The organism is Acinetobacter sp. TTH0-4 (genome assembly GCF_015602665.1).
GTDB classification, from domain to species: domain Bacteria; phylum Pseudomonadota; class Gammaproteobacteria; order Pseudomonadales; family Moraxellaceae; genus Acinetobacter; species Acinetobacter albensis.
In genome coordinates, this window is record NZ_CP059079.1 from 2,719,611 (window position 1) to 2,743,735 (window position 24,125).

General features: G+C 40.5%; 27 protein-coding genes. 8 read left to right on the forward strand and 19 right to left on the reverse strand.

Translation table 11 applies throughout. The features are described 5' to 3' along the window. Positions 1-78 precede the first annotated feature (78 nt). The gene (locus tag H0S58_RS12675) at positions 79-678 is read left to right on the forward strand and encodes a hypothetical protein (protein ID WP_005401887.1); all 600 of its coding nucleotides are present in this window, start codon (positions 79-81) and stop codon (positions 676-678) included. A 114-nt stretch (positions 679-792) separates the two neighbouring features. Here the strand turns inward: H0S58_RS12675 and adhP are convergent, their stop codons facing one another. After that, a complete protein-coding gene (gene adhP / locus H0S58_RS12680) occupies positions 793-1,824 on the reverse strand; it encodes an alcohol dehydrogenase AdhP (protein WP_005401888.1) in 1,032 nt (343 codons plus the stop codon). A gap of 255 nt (positions 1,825-2,079) precedes the next feature. Beyond that, a complete protein-coding gene (locus H0S58_RS12685) occupies positions 2,080-2,538 on the reverse strand; it encodes a hypothetical protein (protein ID WP_320108996.1) in 459 nt (152 codons plus the stop codon). A gap of 116 nt (positions 2,539-2,654) precedes the next feature. Here H0S58_RS12685 and H0S58_RS12690 point away from each other — a divergent pair, with 116 nt between their 5' ends. Further along, positions 2,655-3,101, forward strand: coding sequence for an AAA family ATPase (locus H0S58_RS12690; protein WP_005401889.1), 447 nt, complete (start codon positions 2,655-2,657; stop codon positions 3,099-3,101). 505 nt (positions 3,102-3,606) lie between these two features. Here the strand turns inward: H0S58_RS12690 and H0S58_RS12695 are convergent. From H0S58_RS12695 to H0S58_RS12740, 10 genes are all read right to left on the reverse strand, one after another. Further along, positions 3,607-4,026: a F0F1 ATP synthase subunit epsilon gene (locus H0S58_RS12695; protein WP_195726685.1), complete on the reverse strand. Its 420-nt coding sequence runs from the start codon at positions 4,024-4,026 to the stop codon at positions 3,607-3,609. Positions 4,027-4,053: 27 nt separating this feature from the next. Then, positions 4,054-5,448, reverse strand: coding sequence for a F0F1 ATP synthase subunit beta (gene atpD, locus H0S58_RS12700; protein ID WP_053579014.1), 1,395 nt, complete (start codon positions 5,446-5,448; stop codon positions 4,054-4,056). 26 nt (positions 5,449-5,474) lie between these two features. After that, entirely contained in the window at positions 5,475-6,344 is an 870-nt protein-coding gene (gene atpG, locus H0S58_RS12705) for a F0F1 ATP synthase subunit gamma (RefSeq protein ID WP_053579015.1), read from the reverse strand. An 88-nt stretch (positions 6,345-6,432) separates the two neighbouring features. After that, positions 6,433-7,977 (reverse strand): F0F1 ATP synthase subunit alpha, encoded by a 1,545-nt coding sequence (gene atpA / locus H0S58_RS12710; RefSeq protein WP_053579016.1) that lies wholly within the window; start codon positions 7,975-7,977, stop codon positions 6,433-6,435. Between the two features lie 48 nt (positions 7,978-8,025). Continuing rightward, complete coding sequence (locus tag H0S58_RS12715) at positions 8,026-8,562, reverse strand: F0F1 ATP synthase subunit delta (RefSeq protein WP_053579017.1); 537 nt, start codon at positions 8,560-8,562, stop codon at positions 8,026-8,028. A gap of 11 nt (positions 8,563-8,573) precedes the next feature. Further along, complete coding sequence (locus tag H0S58_RS12720) at positions 8,574-9,044, reverse strand: F0F1 ATP synthase subunit B (protein WP_053579018.1); 471 nt, start codon at positions 9,042-9,044, stop codon at positions 8,574-8,576. Between the two features lie 38 nt (positions 9,045-9,082). Further along, positions 9,083-9,328, reverse strand: coding sequence for a F0F1 ATP synthase subunit C (gene atpE, locus H0S58_RS12725; RefSeq protein ID WP_000424060.1), 246 nt, complete (start codon positions 9,326-9,328; stop codon positions 9,083-9,085). 82 nt (positions 9,329-9,410) lie between these two features. Then, a complete protein-coding gene (atpB, locus tag H0S58_RS12730) occupies positions 9,411-10,286 on the reverse strand; it encodes a F0F1 ATP synthase subunit A (RefSeq protein ID WP_053579019.1) in 876 nt (291 codons plus the stop codon). A gap of 103 nt (positions 10,287-10,389) precedes the next feature. Next, complete coding sequence (locus H0S58_RS12735) at positions 10,390-10,788, reverse strand: ATP synthase subunit I (RefSeq protein WP_195726686.1); 399 nt, start codon at positions 10,786-10,788, stop codon at positions 10,390-10,392. Positions 10,789-10,958: 170 nt separating this feature from the next. Further along, complete coding sequence (locus tag H0S58_RS12740) at positions 10,959-11,798, reverse strand: metal ABC transporter solute-binding protein, Zn/Mn family (protein WP_195726687.1); 840 nt, start codon at positions 11,796-11,798, stop codon at positions 10,959-10,961. Between the two features lie 142 nt (positions 11,799-11,940). Here H0S58_RS12740 and H0S58_RS12745 point away from each other — a divergent pair, with 142 nt between their 5' ends. The 3 genes from H0S58_RS12745 to znuB are packed head-to-tail and all read left to right on the forward strand — an operon-like array spanning position 11,941 to position 14,006. Next, entirely contained in the window at positions 11,941-12,435 is a 495-nt protein-coding gene (locus tag H0S58_RS12745; protein ID WP_053579022.1) for a transcriptional repressor, read from the forward strand. Beyond that, on the forward strand, positions 12,411-13,202 hold the full coding sequence (gene znuC / locus H0S58_RS12750; protein ID WP_053579023.1) for a zinc ABC transporter ATP-binding protein ZnuC: 792 nt from the start codon (positions 12,411-12,413) through the stop codon (positions 13,200-13,202). The genes H0S58_RS12745 and znuC overlap by 25 nt, the downstream gene beginning before the upstream one ends. A gap of 3 nt (positions 13,203-13,205) precedes the next feature. Then, on the forward strand, positions 13,206-14,006 hold the full coding sequence (gene znuB, locus H0S58_RS12755; RefSeq protein ID WP_195726688.1) for a zinc ABC transporter permease subunit ZnuB: 801 nt from the start codon (positions 13,206-13,208) through the stop codon (positions 14,004-14,006). 124 nt (positions 14,007-14,130) lie between these two features. Here the strand turns inward: znuB and H0S58_RS12760 are convergent, their stop codons facing one another. After that, the gene (locus tag H0S58_RS12760) at positions 14,131-14,739 is read right to left on the reverse strand and encodes a LysE family transporter (RefSeq protein ID WP_195726689.1); all 609 of its coding nucleotides are present in this window, start codon (positions 14,737-14,739) and stop codon (positions 14,131-14,133) included. A gap of 153 nt (positions 14,740-14,892) precedes the next feature. On the opposite strand from H0S58_RS12760, the gene H0S58_RS12765 reads away from it, so the two are divergent. The 3 genes from H0S58_RS12765 (at position 14,893) to H0S58_RS12775 (ending at position 18,646) form a co-directional block, all read left to right on the forward strand. Then, positions 14,893-15,813 (forward strand): Dyp-type peroxidase, encoded by a 921-nt coding sequence (locus tag H0S58_RS12765; protein ID WP_195726690.1) that lies wholly within the window; start codon positions 14,893-14,895, stop codon positions 15,811-15,813. Between the two features lie 187 nt (positions 15,814-16,000). After that, positions 16,001-17,155 carry a methionine aminotransferase gene (locus H0S58_RS12770; protein ID WP_195726691.1) on the forward strand — a complete coding sequence of 385 codons (1,155 nt, stop codon included), beginning with the start codon at positions 16,001-16,003 and terminating at the stop codon, positions 17,153-17,155. 123 nt (positions 17,156-17,278) lie between these two features. Beyond that, a complete protein-coding gene (locus H0S58_RS12775; RefSeq protein WP_195726692.1) occupies positions 17,279-18,646 on the forward strand; it encodes an MATE family efflux transporter in 1,368 nt (455 codons plus the stop codon). Positions 18,647-18,744: 98 nt separating this feature from the next. Here the strand turns inward: H0S58_RS12775 and H0S58_RS12780 are convergent, their stop codons facing one another. From H0S58_RS12780 to H0S58_RS12805, 6 genes are read right to left on the reverse strand one after another with little or no spacing between them, the layout of a single operon-like run. Further along, positions 18,745-19,557 carry an ABC transporter ATP-binding protein gene (locus H0S58_RS12780; protein ID WP_195726693.1) on the reverse strand — a complete coding sequence of 271 codons (813 nt, stop codon included), beginning with the start codon at positions 19,555-19,557 and terminating at the stop codon, positions 18,745-18,747. A gap of 9 nt (positions 19,558-19,566) precedes the next feature. After that, entirely contained in the window at positions 19,567-20,334 is a 768-nt protein-coding gene (locus tag H0S58_RS12785) for an ABC transporter permease (RefSeq protein WP_195726694.1), read from the reverse strand. A gap of 12 nt (positions 20,335-20,346) precedes the next feature. Continuing rightward, a complete protein-coding gene (locus H0S58_RS12790) occupies positions 20,347-21,192 on the reverse strand; it encodes an ABC transporter permease (protein ID WP_195726695.1) in 846 nt (281 codons plus the stop codon). Between the two features lie 29 nt (positions 21,193-21,221). Further along, a complete protein-coding gene (locus H0S58_RS12795; protein ID WP_092720235.1) occupies positions 21,222-22,289 on the reverse strand; it encodes an ABC transporter substrate-binding protein in 1,068 nt (355 codons plus the stop codon). 34 nt (positions 22,290-22,323) lie between these two features. Next, positions 22,324-23,802, reverse strand: coding sequence for a hypothetical protein (locus H0S58_RS12800; RefSeq protein ID WP_195726696.1), 1,479 nt, complete (start codon positions 23,800-23,802; stop codon positions 22,324-22,326). Positions 23,803-23,815: 13 nt separating this feature from the next. Then, positions 23,816-24,031 carry a TOBE domain-containing protein gene (locus H0S58_RS12805; protein WP_092720242.1) on the reverse strand — a complete coding sequence of 72 codons (216 nt, stop codon included), beginning with the start codon at positions 24,029-24,031 and terminating at the stop codon, positions 23,816-23,818. Between the last annotated feature and the right edge of the window lie 94 nt (positions 24,032-24,125).

The window sequence follows — 24,125 nt, forward strand, 5'->3', positions numbered from 1 at the left end:
GACTTTGAAATCATCTATTTTAACTCCACATTTAAGCCCCATATTCTTCATATTGCTGATACAAAGTTAGAAAATGTCATGAAAAAGTTCGTCCAAGGTGCTGTCCTTCCTTTCACCCTTTTTGCTTCTTCCTTATTGATCTTGGGCTGTGATTCCACTGCTCAAAATTCAGCGGAAAAGGACATAAATGAATCTCAAACTGTTAGTGTTTCAAATGATGATTCTGCTTCAGAACAACAAACGGCTAAACCCGAGATTGAATTAAAATCTGGGAATGTTTTCTACATTGCACGTGATGTTGCCGATGTTCAACTCAAAGCAGGTGATTACATTGCACAACTACAGCAATCTCAGGAAAATTTACAACAAGCCCTAGAAGCCAAGGATATTCAACAGCTTGAAACTACAGTTACAGCGCTGAAATCTCAATTAACAGGCTTTAACCAAGCACTTGAGCAACTCAATTTAAAAAGTAGTGAAATCGATGACATTCGTCAAAACATTCAAACTGCAAATGAACAAGCACTTAAATCACCACTAATGAATGGAGAGGTTGATTTCAGTCAGGTTAATTTGCAAAAGATTGAACAACAACTTGGTTCTGTACAAAGTGAAATGTTAAAACTTGCAGCAATGTTGATTCCAACATCAAATAGCGAATCAGACAGTAAAAGTTAATTTTATTGAGCTAAAAAGTGAGCCCCACTCAATCGATGGGGCTAACACTGCCTTTATGAATAGACACTTTATAAATAATCACTGTACGAATATAGTGATAAATAATGAGTCTAATTAAAGTCGCATATCAACCACAATACGCCCATCGATTTTGCCATGCTCCATCCGACTAAAAATATCATTAATATTTTCAATTGGTTCAACACTGATATGTGCTTTAACTTTTCCTTTCGCAGCAATATCTAGGGCTTCTTTTAAGTCTAAACGTGTCCCTACAATCGAACCGCGAACAGTAATGCCATCGAGCACCATATCAAAAATTGACAGATCAAATTTACCTGGTGGTAAACCATTCAGGACCATCGTTCCACCACGTCTAACAATCGCCACAGCTTGCTCAAATGCTTTTGGAGACACTGCTGTAACAAGCACGCCATGACAGCCTTCACCTGTAGCAGCAAGTACAGCTTCTTTTACATCCACTTTTAAGGCATTGATACCAACATCAGCACCCAAACTCTTTGCAAGTTCTAACTTAGAATCATCTACATCAATGGCAACGACATTAAAACCCATAGTTTTCGCATATTGAACTGCAACATGGCCTAAACCACCAATGCCTGAAATAGCAACCCAATTGCCTGTTTTCGCTTCAGTCATCTTCAAGCCTTTGTAAACAGTGACACCTGCACAAAGGATTGGCGCAATTGCCAATAAATCTACGCCTTCTGGAATCACACCAACGTATTCACCATCGGCTAAACAATATTCAGCAAAGCTACCATTCACAGAATAGCCTGAATTTTGTTGCAATTTACACAGTGTTTCCCAGCCTGCATAACAATGATCACAATGTCCACAAGCAGAATATAACCAAGGAATACCAACCACATCACCTACTTTTAAGTGATCAATTCCAGCACCTATTTCTACTACTTCGCCCACGCCTTCATGCCCAGGAATAAAAGGAAGTGTCGGTTTGATTGGCCAATCACCTTGCATTGCATGTAAATCAGTATGACAAATACCTGTTGCAATAATTTTGACCAATACCTTCCCCGCAGTCACTTCTGGGATAGGCATTTCTTTAATTTCTAATGGCTTATTAAATGCTGTGACAACTGCCGCTTTCATCATTTTTGGCATTAAACTAACTCCTTATAGTGTTGGCTGAGCTTTTTTAAGAATCATTCTCAGTAAATTACACAATAAAAGTTATAAGGTTGGTTTTAGGTAGGTTTAAGCCAATCATAATGACAAAAAAGCTTATATTCTTAAAAATACTATTTATAAAACAATGGATTATATTAAAAATATATTTTAAATTTTATTTTTATCATTCTTCCTTTGTAGTATCAGTACTACAAATTGACGATTTTCATTATTATTTTATATTCTAAATTAAGAATGAGCCTGAAGATTACATTGCTTATCATTACCTAGAACTCTTTTTATATCTTGCTTAAAACGCATCTTTGCAAATTTATAATCTTTAGGTAAATATAAGGTAAATCGTGTTTGATTATCACCTATGCTTTCTAGTGTCGCTTTATATAAATACACACCTCCTTTTGAACGAGCAAAAAGCGTTGCCATCGCTAAATTCGGTTCAAACTTGTTATCTGTGTAAACAAAATTCTTTTCACTGGTAAAAGCCATACAGCGACCATAGGCTATTCTCAAATTTTTATATGCATGTTCATAGTGTATGGCTAATTCTGTACTTAATCCATTTTCATAGGAATTAGCAACCAAAGCAGCTTCTGTCGGTTGTACAGGACCAATAACGAATTGTTGCTGGCAAGCAGATAACATAAGGGATGGAACAATAAGAACTATAAATTTCTGCAATAAATTCAAGAGCGCGACCTTTTATTTTTATGATTAAATTTTTCATCTGCCATCTACGATAAGCATTGAGCAGAATTATAGCGCATGTTTAAATGATTCATTCTTTTCAAATCGTATCACCTTTTATGCAATTGATTATTTTCACAGGTGTTCAAGCTTCTGGTAAATCTAGTTTTTATCTTTTAAATTTATACCATAGCCACTTACGTATCAATTTAGATATGCTAAAAACAAGGCATCGTGAAAATATGATTTTTGAAGCCTGTTTAGCCTCCAAAACCAAAACTGTGATTGATAATACCAACCCGACCAAAACAGACCGTGCACGTTATATTCAACGAGCTAAAGATGCTGGCTTTGAAGTGATTTCTTATTATTTTGAAACCGATTTAAACAGTGCTTTAGAACGTAATAGCCATCGCGAAGGCAAAGCCAATATTCCTGAAGTCGGTATTCGTGCGACTTATAAGAAACTTGAAGTGCCAAGTTTGGATGAAGGCTTTGATGAGATATTTAAAGTGAAAATTGTCGGGAATGGGGAGTTTCAAATTCAATCTTCAAATATTGTTTAATGTTTAAAAATATATACATTCAAGCATTTAATACGAGCTTTCTAAAAATTAAAAGCGGGAATAAAATCTTATCTCGAAATTTTAAATTTCCTAAAAAAACGCAATAATGTTTGTAAATTATGCACTTTTAAAAAATATCTAGGGTCTACTATCACTTTATAAGTAAAAAAGAAAAGATGAAAAAATAAAAAAAGGAATTTAAAAGCTTCGAGATTGTTGTTATTTAAATTTTCTGAAAATTGAAAACAACAAAATAAAATACTCATAACTAAAAATATGCATAGCAAAAATTTGCGAAAATTTGTTTTTAAAAGAACTTCATTACGAGCTTTAGTTCTTGTTTTTATTATATTGTCTTTTTCTTTAAGAAAACTAATCATCATCTGTAATTTATAAATTGAAACATTTAACTGATTAAAGCTCAAAAATTAAGTATTTTATATTTTCTTTATGTAAAAATAAAAAAACCACCCTTTCGGGTGGTTTTTCAATCTCGAACCGTGTTTTATTGAGCGCGGTTTTTGATTTTGCGGATCGTTTCCAACTGAGCAACTGTTTCTGCCAATACAGCAAGAGCAGCAGCAGTATCCAACTCGCTTTTTTGATTCGCAAGCAAAGCTTCAGCATTTTTACGTGCCTCAAGAATTGCAGCTTCATCCAAGTTTTCAGCACGAACTGCAGTATCTGCAAGAATCGTGATGACATGCGGTTGAACTTCTAGAACACCACCAGATACATAGATCAACTCTTCTGTACCATTTTCCAACAGAACGCGAATTGCACCCGGTTGAAGCAAAGTTACAAGTGGCGCATGACCAGGCATAATACCTAGCTCACCGCCTGCACCTTTTGCAATTAGCATCGTTACAGTGCCTGAGTACAAAGACTCGTTTACACTTACAACATCACACTGCATAGTCGCCATGAGAATCTCCTAAATTAGAGTCGCTAATTAAAGTTTCTCGGCTTTAGCAATCACTTCGTCAATACCACCCACCATGTAGAACGCTTGTTCTGGGATGTGATCGTATTCACCAGCTAAAAGACCTTTAAAGCCACGAATTGTTTCTTTAAGCGGTACAAGTTTACCAGGAGCACCAGTAAACACTTCAGCTACGTGGAACGGTTGAGAGAAGAAACGTTGGATTTTACGCGCACGGTAAACAACCAATTTATCTTCTTCAGCCAATTCGTCCATACCCAAAATTGCGATGATGTCTTTAAGCTCTTTATAACGTTGCAAGATGTTCTGTACAGAACGTGCAATTTCATAATGCTCAGCACCAACAACTAAAGGATCTAGCTGACGTGACGTTGAATCTAGTGGATCGATCGCTGGGTAAATACCAGAAGACGCGATGTCACGGCTCAATACAACAGTTGCATCTAAGTGAGCAAACGTTGTCGCAGGCGATGGATCTGTTAAGTCATCGGCAGGTACATAAACCGCTTGGATCGACGTGATCGAACCAGACTTAGTTGATGTAATACGCTCTTGAAGAAGACCCATTTCCTCTGCAAGTGTAGGTTGATAACCTACTGCAGATGGCATACGACCTAGAAGTGCAGACACTTCAGTACCAGCCAATGTGTAACGGTAAATGTTGTCAACGAACAACAATACGTCACGGCCTTTACCGTTTTCGTCTTTCTCATCACGGAAATATTCAGCCATGGTCAAACCAGTTAACGCTACGCGTAAACGGTTACCCGGTGGCTCATTCATCTGACCGTAGACCATGGCTACTTTGTCTAGAACGTTAGAATCTTTCATTTCGTGATAGAAGTCATTACCTTCACGAGTACGCTCACCAACACCAGCAAACACAGATAAACCTGAGTGCGCTTTCGCGATGTTGTTGATCAATTCCATCATGTTTACAGTTTTACCAACACCGGCACCACCGAACAAACCAACTTTACCACCTTTAGCAAACGGGCAAAGTAAGTCAATGACTTTAATACCAGTTTCTAAAAGGTCAGTAGAAGCAGCTTGTTCTGCATATGAAGGTGGTTGACGGTGAATCGGCAAACGCACTTCAGTTGCAACTGGACCAGCTTCATCAATTGGACGTCCTAAAACATCCATGATACGACCTAAAGTCGCTGTACCTACAGGTACAGAAATTGGCGCTTCAGTATTGGTCACGGTTAAACCGCGTTTAAGACCTTCAGTAGATCCCATTGCGATGGTACGAACTACGCCATCACCAAGCTGTTGCTGAACTTCTAAAGTAGTTTCAGTACCAACAACTTGTAGAGCGTCATAGATCTTAGGAACGCTATTGCGTTCAAACTCGACGTCGATAACCGCGCCGATGATCTGAATGATACGACCGCTATTCATGGCTGTCTCCTCAATTCAAAATAATGTTAAACGGCAGCGGCACCACCAACGATCTCAGAAATTTCCTGAGTAATCGCGGCTTGACGCAGCTTGTTATAAATAAGTTGTAGGCTCTTGATGATGTCACCTGCATTATCTGTCGCTGCTTTCATAGCGACCATACGTGCAGATTGCTCACATGCGATATTTTCAATCACACCTTGATACACCACAGACTCGATATAGCGAACCAACAAGCCATTTAGAAGCTCTTCAGCTTCAGGCTCATATAAGTAATCCCAACCGTAAGAACGATTCAAATTATCGCCTTCTTTAGCCGCAGCCAAAGGAACGAGTTGCTCAATCTTTTGATTTTGAGTCATGGCATTCACAAAGCCATTCGACACAAGATAAATACGATCTAACTCGCCTTTATCATAAGCATCCAACATCACCTGTACAGAGCCAGATAACTGTTCAAGACTTGGTGTATCGCCGACATTCGTCGTTGCACCTAGTACTTTACCGCCGTAGTTTTTAAAAAACGAAACCGCTTTTTGACCAATTAAAGCAAATTGAACTTCAATTGACTGCTCTTGTTGCTGTTGTACGTGCTTAACAACTTTCTTGAACAAGTTAATGTTCAAGCCGCCTGCCAAACCACGATCTGAAGAAACAATAATATAGCCAACGCGTTTTACAGGGCGTTCAACCATATAACGGTGTTTATATTCAGGATTCGCTTGTACCAAGTGAGCAATTACACGGTGCATATTTTCGGCATACGGACGGCCTTGAGCCATGCGCTCTTGCGCACGACGCATCTTAGAAGCTGCTACCATTTGCATCGCGCGAGTGATCTTTTGCGTGCTCTTGATACTAGCTACTTTGGCGCGAATTTCTTTTAAATTTGCCATACGCTTAACCTAGTATTCGAAGGCTTTTTCAAGCCTCCGAAGGTTGATCCGTGAACCAAACTTAACTAGCTTTTAGCAACTGCTAAAATTAGTAAGTTTGAGTCGCTTTAAAGCTTTCAATACCTGCTTTAATTGCAGCTTCGATGTCTTTGTTATAATCACCAGATTCATCGATTTTTTGCATCAACGCAGCATTTTCTGAACGGAAGTAAGAAATAAGTGCAGCATCAAAATCTACAATTTTCTTCACTTCAACGTCAGTCATATAACCTTCGTTAGATGCATAAATTGAAACAGCTTGGTCAGCAATTGAATATGGAGCATATTGTTTTTGCTTCATTAATTCAGTTACACGTTGACCATGTTCAAGTTGCTTACGCGTTGCTTCATCAAGATCAGAAGCAAACTGAGCAAATGCTGCCAATTCACGGTATTGCGCCAAAGCAGTACGGATACCACCAGACAATTTTTTGATGATCTTGGTTTGCGCAGAACCACCAACACGAGATACAGAGATACCCGCGTTCACAGCAGGACGAATACCTGCGTTGAATAATGATGTTTCTAAGAAGATCTGACCATCAGTAATCGAAATTACGTTGGTTGGTACGAATGCAGATACGTCACCGGCTTGAGTTTCAATAATCGGTAATGCAGTTAATGAACCAGTTTGGCCTTTAACTTCACCGTTAGTAAATTTCTCAACGTAGTCAGCAGATACGCGCGAAGCACGTTCAAGAAGACGCGAGTGAAGATAGAATACGTCACCAGGATATGCTTCACGACCTGGTGGACGGCGTAAAAGCAATGAAATCTGACGGTAAGCAACCGCTTGTTTAGACAAGTCATCATAAATGATAAGTGCGTCTTCACCACGATCACGGAAGTATTCACCCATTGTACAGCCAGAATACGGAGCTAAATACAGCATTGCTGCTGGATCAGATGCACCTGCTGCGACAACAGTGGTATACGCCATAGCGCCAGTTTCTTCTAACTTGCGTACCACGTTAGCGATAGTCGATTGTTTTTGACCAATCGCTACGTATACACACTTAATGCCAGAATGTTTCTGAGCGATGATCGCATCGATCGCCATCGCTGTTTTACCAGTTTGACGGTCACCAATGATCAACTCACGTTGACCACGGCCTACAGGGATCATAGTATCTACTGATTTATAACCAGTTTGTACAGGTTGATCCACTGATTGACGCCAAATTACACCTGGTGCTACTTTTTCAACAGCATCAGTTAATTTAGCATCGATCGGGCCTTTACCATCAATTGGGTTACCCAAAGCATCTACTACACGGCCAAGAAGTTCAGGACCAACCGGAACTTCTAATACACGACCTGTGCAACGCGCTTTTTGACCTTCTTGAAGGCTTAAGTAGTTACCTAAAACAACGACGCCCACTGAATCCTGTTCTAGGTTCAGTGCCATACCAAATAAGCCGCCGTCGAATTCGATCATTTCACCGTACATTGCATCAGCAAGGCCGTGAATACGCACAATACCGTCGGAAACCATAACAATGGTTCCTTCGTTCTTAGCGGTCGCGCTGGTGTCCAGATCGCCGATACGCTGTTTAATGAGCGCACTGATCTCGGATGGATTCAGTTGTTGCATTGCGCTATACCTCAATCTTTTATAAGTTCAGTCTTCTTCTATGCATAATTATGCAAGAAGACGAGTCCGCATTTTTTCAAGCTTGTTAAGCGCAGAGTCATCTATCACTTGGTCGCCTGCACGAATAACAACACCCGCAATTAAAGCTGGGTTAACTTCAACAGTGACATTTACCGTAGCATTAAATTTTTTCTCTAATGCATGTGCCAGTAATTGTTCCTGTACAGAAGTCATTGGGAATGCTGATTCAATCACAACATCCACAGTATTGTTATTCTGTGATTTGAGTAGTTCGTATTCTGCTTCAATTTCAGGTAACAATGCTAAACGCGCATTGTCTGCAAGAAGAGTCAAAAAGTTCGACACTTCCTGTGTTTGATTTTCACCTAAAACTTTTGCGAAAACACTGACCTGCTCAGCAGGAGTAAGCTCAGGGCGATTCAAATAAGCGGAAAATGCTTCATCTTGCACCGCAGCACTGAGCATTTGTAACGCATTCGACCAATTGTCAGTTGCACCTTGCTCAGAAGCGAAAGCAAATGCTGCTTTGGCGTACGGGCGTGCCAACGTCAAGAGTTCAGCCATAATCGCCTCGCTTAAAGTTTAGCAGCCAGCTGAGTAAGCATGGCATTGTGAGCTTCCGCATCAACTTGTTGGCTAAGAATTTTCTCAGCACCAGTTACTGCAAGAGCAGCCACTTGTTGACGCAATTCTTCACGAGCAGCATTGATTTCAGTATCAACAGTTTCTTTCGCCTGTTGACGGATACGCTCACCTTCAGCAGATGCCTGGGTACGCGCTTCTTCGATCAATTGTGCACCGCGACGGTTCGCTTGTTCGATCAATTGAGCCGCTTGTGCTTTTGCTGCATCTAACTCTTGCTTTACTTGTGCTTGCGCATCAGCAAGGTCATCTTTGGCTTTTTCAGCAGCATTTAAGCCATCAGCGATACGACGCTGACGCTCACTAATCGCATTGATTAGTGGTGGCCATACAAATTTCATGCAGAATGCGACAAACATCGCAAATGCAATCGCTTGGCCAATCAATGTGAGGTTGATATTCATTGCTATTCCTCAATAGTTTAATTTAGGAATTAAGCCGATTAACCTACAAATGGATTAGCGAAGATGAAGAACAAGCCAATACCAACACCGATCATAGGCACAGCATCAAGAAGACCCGCGATTAAGAACATACGAGTTTGAAGTTGTGGAGCCAATTCTGGTTGACGTGCAACAGCTTCAAGGAAACGGCCGCCTAACAGACCAAAACCAATCGCAGTACCTAAAGCACCAAAAGCGATCAAGATAGCAGATGCAATTGCAACTAGACCTAAAGTGAGTTCCATGAAAAATTCCTCAGAGGTTAGGTTTTACCCAATTAAATTAAAAATTGTACCTAACCATCTTATGATAGTTAGGCAATTACCATTAATGCTTTTCGCTTGCCATGCTCAAATATACGATAGTCAGCATCATGAAAATAAATGCTTGTAGCGTAATAATTAAGATATGGAAAATAGCCCATGGCACAGACAATGCCCATTGGATCCAGAACGGTAGTAACGCGATCAGGATGAAGATTAACTCACCCGCATACATGTTACCGAACAGTCGCAGAGCCAATGAAATTGGACGTGCAAGGAAAGTTACCAATTCCAAAAGCAAGTTAAATGGAATTAAAAGCGCTTTAGCGATTGGATTCTTTGGATTGAACGGATTCAGCGCCAACTCACCAACAAAACCACTGACACCTTTTTCACGAATACTGTAGAAAATGATGAGAGCAAATACAGATAAAGACATCCCTAAAGTGATGTTTGGATCTGTTGTTGGTACGATTTTGAAATACACGCTGTGTGGATCCATTCCAAATACATTGCTACCAATAATCGTAGCTAAATGAGGAATGAAATCTACAGGCACTAAGTCCATCGCATTCATGAGGAAAATCCACACGAAAATGGTCAGTGCAAGCGGTGCAATCAAACGTGACTTTCCGTGGAAAGTATCACGAACACTTGAGTCAACAAACTCAATGATCATTTCAATTGCTGACTGGAACTTGGTAGGAACACCAGAGTTTGCAGCTTTCGCTACACACCAGAACAACAAACAGAAAATCACACCTAGCGTGATTGACCAACCCATTGAATCCAAGTGAATAGCAGTGAACCCCATCTGTTGAGCTTCTTCAGCAGTCTCAGCCAACTTCCACGAGCCATCCGGCATCTTGCCATAGGTCATATTGGTCAAGTGATGCTTGATATACTCGGTCGAAGTAAGGGCATGTTCTTCAGCAGCCATAAATCACACCTGGTCAATGTCAAATACTAATAGAGTGAACGAACGTCGCGTGCTGCTTGACGTCTCGTCCATCTCCTAAAAACTTTTCAATTTTTTGTTGCGCCTATACTCGTTTTTGTTGCCGTGACACCCAAAAAGGAGCGACCCACGACATGGCTTGAACGAGAATAAAACCACAAAACAACGCTCCCGCTGACAACGGTTTTACATTGCTTAAAATTAAAATGAAACCAACAATCACGATTGCAAACTTACCCATCAGGCCTCTATACATGTTCGAAAGAACCTGTTTTGAAGCACGGGCACCTGCCGCTCGAAACGATTGCCAAGAAAAATAACAACTTGCAAGCCAGCAAACAAAAGCACCAAGTGCTGCGCTTAAAGCTGCTGTTGTATCTTTCAAAAACCACGCTATCAAGGCTGAAACAGGGATCATACCTGCTTGTAAAATGACTAAAGCTTTCGCTAATCGTCGATCAATCATGCGACTAGTTCGGCTCATTATTTATTCACTCACAGCATTTATGCTTGACAAGTTTAGCTGATGATCGTTTTTAATCGATGGCATTATAGAGTTACACCCTTGAACATGCAATCTTTTCCCGATCTAAGTCTATTTTTTTCATTATATAAACAGATTTTAGGGTATGAGAGCATTGTTTATTTTTTGCATCATTTTTGTGCACTTAACACACACTTGTGTGTTTGTGCTGCCAATACTTTCCACGCCTGCACAAAATCCCCTGCCCCATTCATGCGTTCGTCTACAGCCTGAAATGTAATTGGATTAAGTTTTTGATACTGACTTTTACTGGCATGACCTTCTGCCAATAAACACATATTTCGATTTGGTCGACTCTGATTGAGATACTTAATTTGCGCTATGGTCGGTGCGACATGCGGATCATCCGTTAATGCCCCTGCAAATTTCAAATTCAGTGCGCGTTCTAAATATTGATAAGCATCGTGATAGGACCAATAGCTTTTGGCTTGTGTATGGCTATTATACTGTTGCCCTGCCATAAGCATTTCTTGTGCAAAGCGTTTTGCATTCGCCCAATATGCGTCTTTATGTTCGGGGACTTGTTGCGAGCGTAATGCTGCGATAAAAAAACCGATTCTTACGGCATTATTAGGGTCTAACCAGACATGCGTATCGACTGTATTGTTCAATGCCTTACCACGTGTGTTGCGTTGCGGCAGCACTTGTACAATATCCGATGCTAAAATCGAAATGGCTTTGGGGTTATTGGATAATAATTTATCTAACGGTGCTTCATGCGCTTTGCCCAACCAAAGAATAATTGCCGCATCCTGAATAATTTTACGGTGCACTGGTGTTAAAGTCACATCATGTCCAGTTTGATCGGCCAACAATAAAACAGGCTCTTCTATCCCTTGTGTAATTTCTTGAGCAATTAGATAAATAGGGTGTGTAGATACCACTAGACTTTGTGACCAACTTAAAGGACTCAACAAAGCTAAAACCCACAAAGCAAAAAAACGGGACATGAACACGATCACCAAAACACTCAATAGATGTTATAATATAACAAATTTACAAAAATACCTATGTCTAATCAAAACAGGAGTCGCTTCATGTTAAGATTTAATGCTGTTCTGTTTTTATAAAATTCGTACTTGAGGTTAGGTTATGAGCGTATGTTCACACGAACATCACAATGCATTGCATGGTGTACATGACCATCATAATGTCGAAACACGTCTTGCTGAGGCAGAAAGTTTATGTGTAAGTACAGGCGCACGTTTAACGCCGTTACGCAAAGAAGTGCTGGGTTTGATTTTAAATGCAACAGGTCCAATGGGTGCTTACGACTTACTTGCCAAAATAAAAAGTGAATCTGACCGTCCTGCTGCTCCCCCTACTGTTTATAGAACGCTAGATTTTTTATTGGAAAAAGGCTTAATTCATCGTTTGACCTCGATTAATGCCTATATTCCCTGTTGCCATCCACGTGAAGGACATCAAGCTGCTTTTCTGATTTGTACTGAGTGTAAAAATGTCAAAGAGGCTTCGGCACAAGGTTTATTAACTCAATTAGATGCACTTTCTGCATCTGACCAATTTACAGCCCATCAAAGTATTATTGAAATTTCTGGAATATGTCAGCAGTGTCGCAACAAATAAAAAATAACAATGCACTGATTTCACTAGATAAAATCAGTGTACGTCTGAATGAACGTGACATTTTAAAAAATATTGATTTCGCTTTATTTGAGCGAGAAATTGTCACATTAATTGGCCCCAATGGCGCTGGTAAATCCACTTTAATTAAAGTTCTTTTAGGTATTGTGAAAGCCAGTGCAGGCCAAATCCATCAGCAAAAAAAATTAAAATTCTCTTATGTTCCGCAGAAATTTAATCCATCGCACAGTTTGCCTTTGCGGGTTAAAGATTTATTGGCTTTGGAAAAATGTGATTTAGCGCGAAAAAAAGAAATTATCCAAGATACTGGTATTGTTAAGTTACAGGATACTGCTGTTCAACAATTGTCTGGTGGTGAAAGACAGCGAGTATTACTGGCGCGAGCTTTATTGCGTCAACCGGATATTTTGGTACTTGATGAACCGATGCAAGGTTTGGATATTCAATCTGAAGCCGAACTATATGAATATGTTAGAAGTTTACCACTTAAATATAACTGTGCAGTACTGATGGTATCGCATGATTTACAATGGGTAATGCAAGGGACACACCGTGTGGTCTGCCTAAATAAACATATCTGCTGTAGTGGTTCACCTGAAAATGTACAGCAACACCCCGAATATCAAGCGATTTTTGGCACCAACCGAGTATTTTATCAACATCATCATGATCATTGCGCACATGGAGATAGTGCTGTTCCCTGTCAGCATGATACTCGCCCACATATTCACCCCGAACCGGAAGCCTAAGCCATGATGGAATGGTTACAATTGTTGTTACCTGCATGGACCATGGGCACACTCTTGGTTTTTCTAACGGCACCTTTGGGTTGTTTAATGCTGTGGCGACGCATGTCTTTTTTTGCAGATACCATGGCGCATGGAACTTTGCTTGGTGTTGCAATCGCAGGAGCATTGAGTCTTCCACTTTGGTTCGGTGTCTCATTATTAGCATTTTTATTGGTGGCTATTTTATGGATCTTACATGACCCACGCCTACCCAATGATGCCCTCCTCGCCCTCTGTTCTGCGACCTTGCTTTGTTCTGGTTTATTGTTTATTCAACATATTCCCAGTTTAAGACCAGAATTGCTGAGCTATCTCTTTGGCGATCTGCTGCAAATTTCATGGTCAGACTTGCCGATATTTGCTTTGGTGATTGTTGTCGCTTTAATCGTTCTTTATAAAAACTGGCAAGCGCAAATTCAAATTGCGATTGATCCTGATATGGCCATCAGTGAAGGCGTAAATGCAAAATGGCAACGTCTGGTCTTTATGCTTTTGCTGGCATTATTTACCGTATTGGCTTTACGTGCAGTCGGATCTTTACTGATGGGTGCTTTATTGGTCATTCCTGCACTCACTGCGCGTTTACTGGCTCACTCCCCGCGGCAGATGGTAATTTGGGCTTTTGTTCTTGCACAAATCGCGATTACGGTTGGACTTTGGTCCAGTGCAGGTTTAGATATTTCTACGGGTTTGAGTATTGTGCTCACCATGGCTATTTTATTCGCACTCATTTTTATGCTGCAAAAAATGAAGAAGCACCGTTAGACTTCCCTTAACTGCTGTATTTTAAGGATCATATTTATTTTCGAGCTGGTTTGAAAATTGATTTTTCTGTCTAAATATTACGGCTGCTCTTGATTGAGTAAAATCAACCTTTTCTGAGGTTTCATTACTGAGACAGCAGACTTAACAGCAAAGCAGCACAACCAAATAACACCGCAAAAGTTCGATTGATATATTTTTGTTGTTTTGGAGACTTGAGTAATCGCAATACTTTAGCCGCCAGTCCGGTATAGCCTGCCATGACGATCAGATCAATTGTCACCATCGTTACATATTGCAGTCCCTGTGGCTTAGATAAATCTAAAAATTGGGGTAGAACTGCCAATAAAAATACAATCGCCTTCGGATTACTCATATTAATCAGAAAACCATACCCTACCAATTTTGCACGCGATTTGTATTGAATTTCTGGCTGTATTTCTATCGTGTGTACGGGTGCACACCACTGCAAGTAGGCCAAATATAATAAATATCCTACACCAAACCATTTCACCACAAGAAAAGCCCAAGGCGTCGTGGCAAATAAAACACCTACCCCTGCTGCTACAATGCCAATTTGTACCAACAAAGCCAGTTGCAAACCCACTGCATTCCAGTAACCATGTCGGAAGCCATAATTCAAGCCACTCGACATAGAAGCAATTGCTCCCGCTCCCGGTGAAATACTAATCACCCAACACGCTAACATGTAGGCAAGCCAAATTTGGTAAGACATGACAAAATCAGGAAATAAAAAGAGGCATCATTATATGACTTTTCATGTTTTAAAAATTAAATCATCAAATAAAATTTGGACTATTCAGTTAAGCATCGATCAGGCACAATAAAGTCCATTATATATTTCATAAAATGATTTTAGGAGCCATGTATGACCGCCCAATCTGTAATTTTACCGTTACCTTCAGATCATGCTCGGTTTATTGTTTTGCGCCTAAAAGACTTAAGCATTCAACAGTTAAAAGAAAAATTAGAAGATTTATTTAGTACACGTGACCGTTTAATCACTCAACATCCGAATGCACAAATTAAAACTGGCGTGGCTTTTGGTCCCGAATTATGGGCCAAGCTCTATGCTCAAACGCCTGAAGGATTTACCCAATTGACCCCCATTCAAGGGGCATTTCAAATGCCGGTTGTTCCTGCCGATATTATAATTCACGTCGCTTCGCAACGAACCGATATCTGTTTTGCACTCAGCCAATCTTTCTTTGAAGGCATTCAAGATAAAGTTGAAGTTTTAGATGAGCGCGTTTGTTTCCGTTATTTTGATGGTCGTGATATTACAGGTTTTATTGATGGCACAGAAAATCCTCAATTTCCAGATGATCGTGCAGAAACTGCCTTGTTGGGCGAAGATGCAGGTGTTTTTGCCGACGGCTCATTTATTTTTGCTCAGCGTTATTCACACAATCTGGAAAAATGGAAAAAATTAAAAGTAGATGCGCAAGAGCATGTCATGGGTCGTACTAAACTTGAAAGTATTGAATTGGATGACGATGTTAAGCCCGAAAATGCGCATGTTGCCCGCACTGTAATTGAGAATGAACAGGGTGAAGAGCTAGAAATTTTACGTCATTCTTTGCCTTATGGGGATGGTCAGGGGGATCAAGGTTTATTTTTTATTGCCTATACCAAAGATCTCACACGTATTGATCGCATGCTTCTACGTATGTTTGGTACAAGCGGCGATGGAATTCACGATCGGCTTTTACATTTTGTAACTGCTTTGGATGGTGCCTATTATTTCGCGCCGAGTGAAGAATTATTAGCAGAGCTTTTGGAAGATTGAGTAGAAAGGTAGCTGCTGGTACAGCTACCTTTTAGTTTTATGGGTGGATAAATGTGTTTGCCTCTCGAAGAAATCATGCGCTAGATAAAAAACGGGGCTTTATTAAATTTACGCAGTTTTATTCAACCTTTTCCCACTTGCGCCTACAATCAAAAAACATCAAAAAGTCATTAGGTGAGTTCAGATTATGCTCAATATCCATTCCAAGCTCTCTGACCAAGGTGTCACTATTTTTAGCGTTATGAGTGCGATGGCACAGCGTTTGAATGCTTTAAATATGTCTCAAGGCTTTCCAGACTTTCCTGCCCCACCCGCTTTATTAGAGGCCTTAGGTCAAGCAACACAGGATGGATTTAATCAGTATGCAGCAGGTGATGGCTTGCTGATTTTACGTGAACAACTGGCCAAATTATTTTTACAACGCGATCAATTACAGATTGATCCTATCAGTGAAATAACTATTACACCGGGAGCAACCATTGGTATTTTTAGTGCGATTCATGCCGTGGTCAATCCTGGCGATGAAGTCATTATTTTTGACCCAAGCTATGACAGTTATGCCCCGAGTGTGAAATTGGCTGGTGGTGTAGCAGTACATATTCCGTTGCAAACTCCTGATTTTCATGTGGATTGGAATCAAGTACAGCATGCCATAAATGATAAAACCCGTATGATCATTGTAAATACACCTCACAATCCGACAGGGGCCATTTGGGCAAAGCAAGACTGGCTACAACTGATTACACTGATTGAAGATAAAAATATCGTTGTGCTGTCTGATGAGGTCTATGAACATCTCATTTATGATGGAAAAAGACATTATTCAGCGCTGTGCTTCCCAGAACTCCGTGAACGTAGTTTTGTCGTGGGCTCTTTTGGTAAAACCTTTCATGTCACAGGATGGAAAACGGGTTATTGCATTGCAGCACCCGCACTCATGCAAGTATTTCGTCAGATTTATCAATTTACTAATTTCTGCGGGGTCACCCCTGTACAAATGGCTTTGGCTACATTTATGGCCAAACATCCTGAACATATTGCGGAACTTGCAAACTTCTATCAAGCCAAACGCGATATGTTCAATGCAGGTTTAAAAGAATCACGTTTCCAGTTCACACCATCACCAGGCACTTATTTTCAAAATTTAGATTACAGCACCATCCGTCCTGATTTAAATGATGTCGCGATGTGTCAATATTTAGCAGAACAACACGGTATTGTTGCGATTCCCGTTTCTGTTTTTTATCAAAAACCGCCTGAAAATTTGCGCTTAATTCGTTTTTGTTTTGCAAAAAAACAAGCCACGCTCCAGCAAGCAGGACAGATTTTATCCGCGGTATAATGCTATAAATTAAAAAATTAAACTTAAAGCCTGAGTTACTTAAAAGCTCAGGCTTTTTTTATGACAAATATGCTAATGTAAACAACAAAACACCGCCAACAATAAAATATCAAAGGATTGCGTATGCCAGAGCATCAACCGCTCGTCAAACAACAAAAACTATGGAAAACCTTCTTAATTTTTCTACTCCCTTTGATCGCGACCAATATTCTACAAAACCTGTCAGGTACAATTAATACGATCTTTGTTGGGCAAATGCTAGGTGTACATGCCATTGCCGCCGTTGCCGTTTTTTTTCCTATTGTGTTTTGTCTCATGGCCTTTGTGATTGGTTTATCTGCTGGCGCAACCGTGTTGGTCGGACAAGCTTGGGGCGCAAAAAATGTAGAAAAGGTTCGCTGTGTCGTCGGCTCGACTTTATACATGACCCTCATTGGGGGCATACTTATTGCGTTCTTGGGCGTTTTTTTTACCAAATCTATTCTGTTGGCTTTGGGTACAGCACCCGATGTACTGCATTTATCAGTTCCCTATGTCCAGTGGATGTTGGCCGGTAGTCCACTCCTGTTTATCTATATTATTTATACCTCTATTCTGCGTGGGGTCGGCGATAGTACCACTCCATTGATTGCCTCGGCCATGACCATTGGTACAGGATTAATTATTACGCCTGTGCTGATTTTAGGTAAGTTTGGTTTTCCCCAATTGGGCATTATTGCGCCTGCGATTGCCACCACCATTGGTTTCTTGATCGCTCTGATTTTTTTATATATCTATTTAAATAGAACCGATCATCCTTTGCGTCCAGATTTGGCTTTAATGAAACATGTTCGTCATCAGCCCGAACTGAGTAAAATTATTCTGCGCTTAGGCATACCCACAGGTATTCAAATGATGACCACTTCCATTGCAGGTCTAGTCATTGTCGGCTTAGTGAACCGTTATGGAGCTGATGCGACCGCAGCCTATGGGGCAGTAAATCAAGTATTGAATTATATTCAATTCCCCGCCCTCTCTATTTCAATCGCGGCCTCTATTTTTGCGGCTCAAGCGATTGGTGCAGGCAAATCAGAATTACTGAACAAAGTTACCCGTACAGCCTTGGGGATGAATATTGCGATTACTGGTGCTTTAGTGACTTTGGCTTATTTATTTTCTAAGTACTTAATGGCGCTGTTTATTACTGATCCGCAAGTTGTAGTCTTGGGTCAACAACTGCTATTTATTGTGCTGTGGTCTATTTTATTCTTTGGCGCAAGTGCCATTTTCGCTTCTATTATGCGTGCCAGTGGTACGGTTACCGTGCCCATGATCATTAATATTGTGGCTATTTTATTTATTGAAGTCCCTTTTGCTTACTTGTTTAGTGAATGGTGGGGCTTAAAAGGTATTTGGTATGCTTATGCTTTGGCCTTTGTTAGTCTGTGTATTTTACAAGGACTGTATTATCAATTTTTCTGGAAGAAAAAAGCCGTTAAAGCCTTAATCTAATTTGGAATTCATTGTTTTTAATCTTTTGATGGATCAAGTGAAAAATTTAAATAAAAAAAGCCTGCTTATTGCAGGATTTTTTTATAAGAGCTGTCTGTTTACCACGACAATTTATATTGATCCAATTCATGTGGTAGCACATCAATATGCCCTTGGAAGTCTCGTAAAATATCATTTTTAATAGAAGCCAAACGGTAGTCTTCACGTTTACGGGGGCGCTCTAAATGTATAGGCACAATCCGTTTAATCCGTCCTGGGTGCAGTTGCATGACCACCACTCGATCCCCTAAAAGTACTGCTTCTTCTACGTCATGTGTGACCAAAATGGTGGTGATTTTTTCGGACTGCCAAATGCGTTGTAACTCTTGCTGTAAGTTGGCACGGGTTAAAGCATCCAAGGCACCAAACGGCTCATCCAGCAATAAAATTTGTGGACGATTGACCAAGCTACGCGCAATCGCGACACGCTGACTCATCCCACCAGACAATTGACTTGGATAGGCTTTTTTAAATGAGCTGAGTTGTACCAAATTGAGGTGATAATCAATTAATTCCTGTTTTTCAGTTTTAGAAAGTGAACTTTGTTCTAACGCCAAAGCCACGTTTTGCTCTACATTTAACCATGGAAAAAGTCGGTGATCCTGAAAGACAATACCACGTTCTAAACTGGTGCCTTGAATGGGCTTTCCATCAATTAAAATACTGCCTTGAAAGTCTGCATCTAAGCCCACCAATAAGCGCAAAAGTGTTGATTTCCCACAACCACTATTGCCTACAATACTAATAAATTCACCGGGCTGAATATTTAAATTAATCTGTTCCAACACTTGTAAGGCTTCTCCCTCTTGGGGAAAAAATTTATCTAATTTTTGAATCTGAACATGACCTAGAATATTGACTGATTGATTCATGTTATACCCTCAACTTTTTTTATTTACGGCCTGACGCCAACGTAAATTATAATTCTCGAAAAACTGAGCTGCTTTGGAAAATACTAAACCCACCACAGCAATCACCACCATTCCATACAATACAACGTCCATTTGAAACAGATTTTGCCCATCCAAAATCGGGTTAACCACACCTAACGATGATACAAAGAAATATTCTGCTCCCACCGTTGCGACCCAAGAGAACACCAATGCAATATTTAAACCAGCAAAAATACTGGGTGCAGCGGCTGGCAAAATCACTTTAAAAAATGTACTGATAGGACTCAATTGGAAAATCTGTGCCACCTCTCTAATTTTATTCGGCACATTTTTTACGCCATCATAGGTATTAAAAAACACGGGATAGAACACCACCAAGGCAATAAAAATGACTTTAGAGAGTTCACCATGACCAAACCACATGATCATGAGTGGAATCCATGCAAAAACCGCGACATGTTTAATGGCATTCAATGTCGGTGAAAAAAACCGATCTAGCCAGATATTTAAACCCAATAGCAAACCTAAACCTGTCCCAATTAAACCGCCCGCAACAAAACCAGTGCTATTTCTTAACAAACTGGCAATCACATTTTCATACAATTCACCAGACTGAAGACCATTTAAAAATGCCTGCCAAACCTGTTTAGGTGGTGCCAATAGCGCTGGATCGACCCATTGTTTTGCTGTCACCAGTGACCACACTCCAAATAAAATGAGTGGAATGACCCAGCCTCGATAATCAAATTTTTTCATGAGTTCACCTGCTTATATGGCCTTGTCCCAACCACGGAATTTTTTTTGTAAAAGGCTGATCAACACATCAAAAGCAAAACCCACCAAACCAATCACAATCACCGTCGCCATGACCACATCTAGCTGAAAAATTTGCCTGCCATAGACCATGACATAGCCAATCCCTTCACTAGAAGCCAACAATTCCACCGCAACCAAAGCCCCCCATGCACTGGCCAGTGATAAACGTAATCCGCCTATAAAACTCACGAATGCACCAGGCAAAACGAGATTTTTAAACTTTGAACACGTTCTCAATTGGTAAACCTGTGCCACCTCAGTTAAGGGCTGTGGAATATTGCGTACACCCTTAAAGACATTAATGGTCATAGGCACCAAAGCCGCTTTGGCAATTAGAATAATTTTTAAGGCTTCATCAATTCCCACCACTAAGATGAGCAAGGGAATCCAACCTACGACAGGCACTAAATTAATGACTTTAAAGGTCGGCCAAATATAGGTTTCGGCTCGACGTGATAAACCCATGATTAAACCCAAAGCCAAGGCCAGTAATATGCCAGCACTGAACCCATACGCAATACGAATCAAACTTACGCGAAGATTGCTCCACAGTTCACCACTACTGTATAAGTCTTTTAGGGCTATCCAGACCAATTCTGGCGAAGGTAACAACAAAGGATTTACCCAGTTTTTTGCCACAGCAATCTGCCATAGCCAGAGCAATCCAATTGGGAATATGAGACCCATGCTCCACTGCACTGCCCAGTGCTGACTGAGCCATGCCCAGATTTTTTGTGTGTTTTCTGTGCTGGATGGAGTTTCTAATTTTGTTCTGCTCAGTTCAAGTTCTTGTAACATCCACGATGCTCCTTAAGCGGGCCAATGGCTTATTTGCCACTGGCATTTAAAGGCGTCCAGAAATTCTGTAAGTTTTGACTTTTCAACGCATTGTTAACATATTTCGGCTCAATCCAGCGATCGACATCAATATTGCCTCGGATCAATTTCAAATCTTGCCCCGCTTTGAGCTTTTGCTTAATTAAAGTCACATTGTAAGCATCAAAAATGGGCGCGCTATGACGCTTTAAATCCACACCTGCATTGGCTTTGGCAATATTGCTAAACGATAAGCCAGATTTGGACCACGTTTTGAATAAAGCATCTTTATGAGCCGGATCACTTTCCCATGCAGCTTGTTTGACCAGTACATTCACGACACGCTGTACGGTTTCAGGATATTTTTGTTCAAATTTTGAATTCACCAACACATAACCAGAGAGCTTATAGACATCCGGTTCTTTTTTAGTCGTGTAAATAATCTTGGCAATACCACGATCAACCACGGGTAATAAGGCTTGATTACTCCAAATAGCATCAATATCACCACTGGCTAAGGCTGCATAACCGACAGGACCATCCATATTGACAAAACGGAAGTCTTTTTCAGTTAAACCGTATTTCTTAATCACATTAATGATTGATAAATGCAGGTTGGTTCCTTTAAAGAATCCAATACGTTTACCTTTTAAATCTACTATTGATTTTGCACTTGATCCTGTCGGTACAGCCAAATAGGTGTTGTCACTGGTACCACCAATCGCAATCAATTTGGTATCTAAACGGCTGGCCTTACCAATCAAGGCGGGTAAATCACCTAACCAAGTAATATCGACTAAGCCATTGGCATAGGACTCATTAATGGCAGGACCTGCGCCTTTAAAGTTATTCCACTGCACTTTAATCCCATCTTTTTGAAATTCTTTTTCAATCAAACCCAAAGTTTGTGTGGTGGAATAATAGTTGCCATAACCGACTGGACGGTTACCGGTACCGACATAAGGTGATGCAAAACGAATGACACTCGGCTTAGCTTCAGCAGCCATGACCTGAACAGTCGGCACCAACGTGGTTACTGCGAGTACACCTGTAAATAAAATTTTAGTCCACTTGTACATCTCTAGCCTTTCCTCTGAATTCAATTTAAAACATTTAGAAACCGTATTGAAGCTGTGCGACCAGCTCGTTATAACTCTTGTTGGTAATTTCATTATTGATATGGTTTAAATTCACTTGGAATTTGGTGGTTTCTGCAAAGAATGTATTCAGACCCACGCCGTGAATATCAATAGTTTGATTGGATGCATTTTTGTCACGATCAATGCTGTCAAAACGATAAAAACCTTGATAAGACTTTGGCCACCAGTCGTCATAGCGACCTTGGTTGCGGAAACCTTTTACGAATTGTTCCCCAAAGTTCCAGAATAATGTGCCGGTATGAGATTCGCTTTCACGCTGATAGACCGATGCTGTTTGATGGCTATACGTCTGATCTTCACCTTGAACATATTCATAGGTTGCGCCAAAAGGATGATGGTTATAATAAATATCAAAACCTTTACGCAACACATCGCCTTTGCCCGCAAAAGAGGCTGAAGCACCTGAGGTATCAAACAAATTGCTCTTACCCTGATACCACGACACACCAAAACTTAGCTCACGTAGCCATGAGTTATATTCCGCAGGCAAGGTATAACGCAGGCGTCCAATCAAGTTTTTATCATCATTGTCATCCGACTTATTGGCACCATTGCCATTCACCAAACCAAAGGCATAACTGATCATAGGTGAGCGGTAGTTGTAACCATAATCGACCGTAGGTAAAGCATCTCCACGCACAATCAAACCGACTTCACGCAGCGCCAAACCATAGCCATAACCAGGTAAGCTAAACAATGCATTGTTGATGGTTGGTTTTAAATCTTCAGTCGCTTGCACTTCCTGCCCAAAAGGCAATAATTGCTGACCCAAGGTGACAGTCAAACGACCTGTATCTGCACTTAAGGTCGGCAGCACGTTATAAATCAGCTGCGCATCCAATAAATTCAGATAACTATTATTGGTTCCTGTTTGTGGTGATGTACCAAAGCGCAAATTGAAGTCTAGATTTTTACCCTGCTCATAATCTTTAAACAGGTTTCCCGCAAAGCCAACTTGCACTGCCCCCAAATCAAAAGATGAACGACGATTATTCACCGCAGAACCCGTATTTTGACCTTGTGGCTGTGTAACTTGAGCCTCATCGAGATAAGACGCTTTGGCCTGCACCACGCCATTGATCAATAATTGACGGGTTGATAATGCCGTTTTGGTATCACGCTCACGTTGCACTTGATATTTATAGTTTTCAATATCACTCTGTAAGCCTTGCAGTTCTGCTCGGGTGACAAAGCTTTGATCATCTCCACCTTCCGATGTCAGTTCAGCATCAACACCCTCGGTATCTGCTAGTGCTGTTGTCTGGTTCTGCCCCTGTATACGCCCCAATTCTGTTTTTAACTGCTTCAGCGACTGCTCAAGCTGGCTGACTTGCTGCTGTAACTGCGCGACATCGGCATCTGCATGGCTGATGGCAATGCTGGCACTGAGTAAGGTCAATACGCCTGCACTTTTTGTTATATAGTTCTTCATGGAAAACAAATACCTACAGCTTGGCAAGCGATACATCGGTCGATTTAATCAGTACAAGCACTTGGCTGCCAATCTGTAAATCCAACTCTTCCACTGAGCGAGTGGTAATCACTGAAGTAAATACACCCGATGCCGTTACTACATCCACCTCTGAAACAACATCACCTTTTACAATTTCCTGAATTGTGCCTTTAATTTGATTACGTACATTAATAGATTGAATAGTCATTTTTAATTCCTGCTGTTTTCGTTGGAATCACTATGGCCTATTTTTTATATTCCCCAAAATAATATAATTTGATTTTTATATCTTATTTTATAAA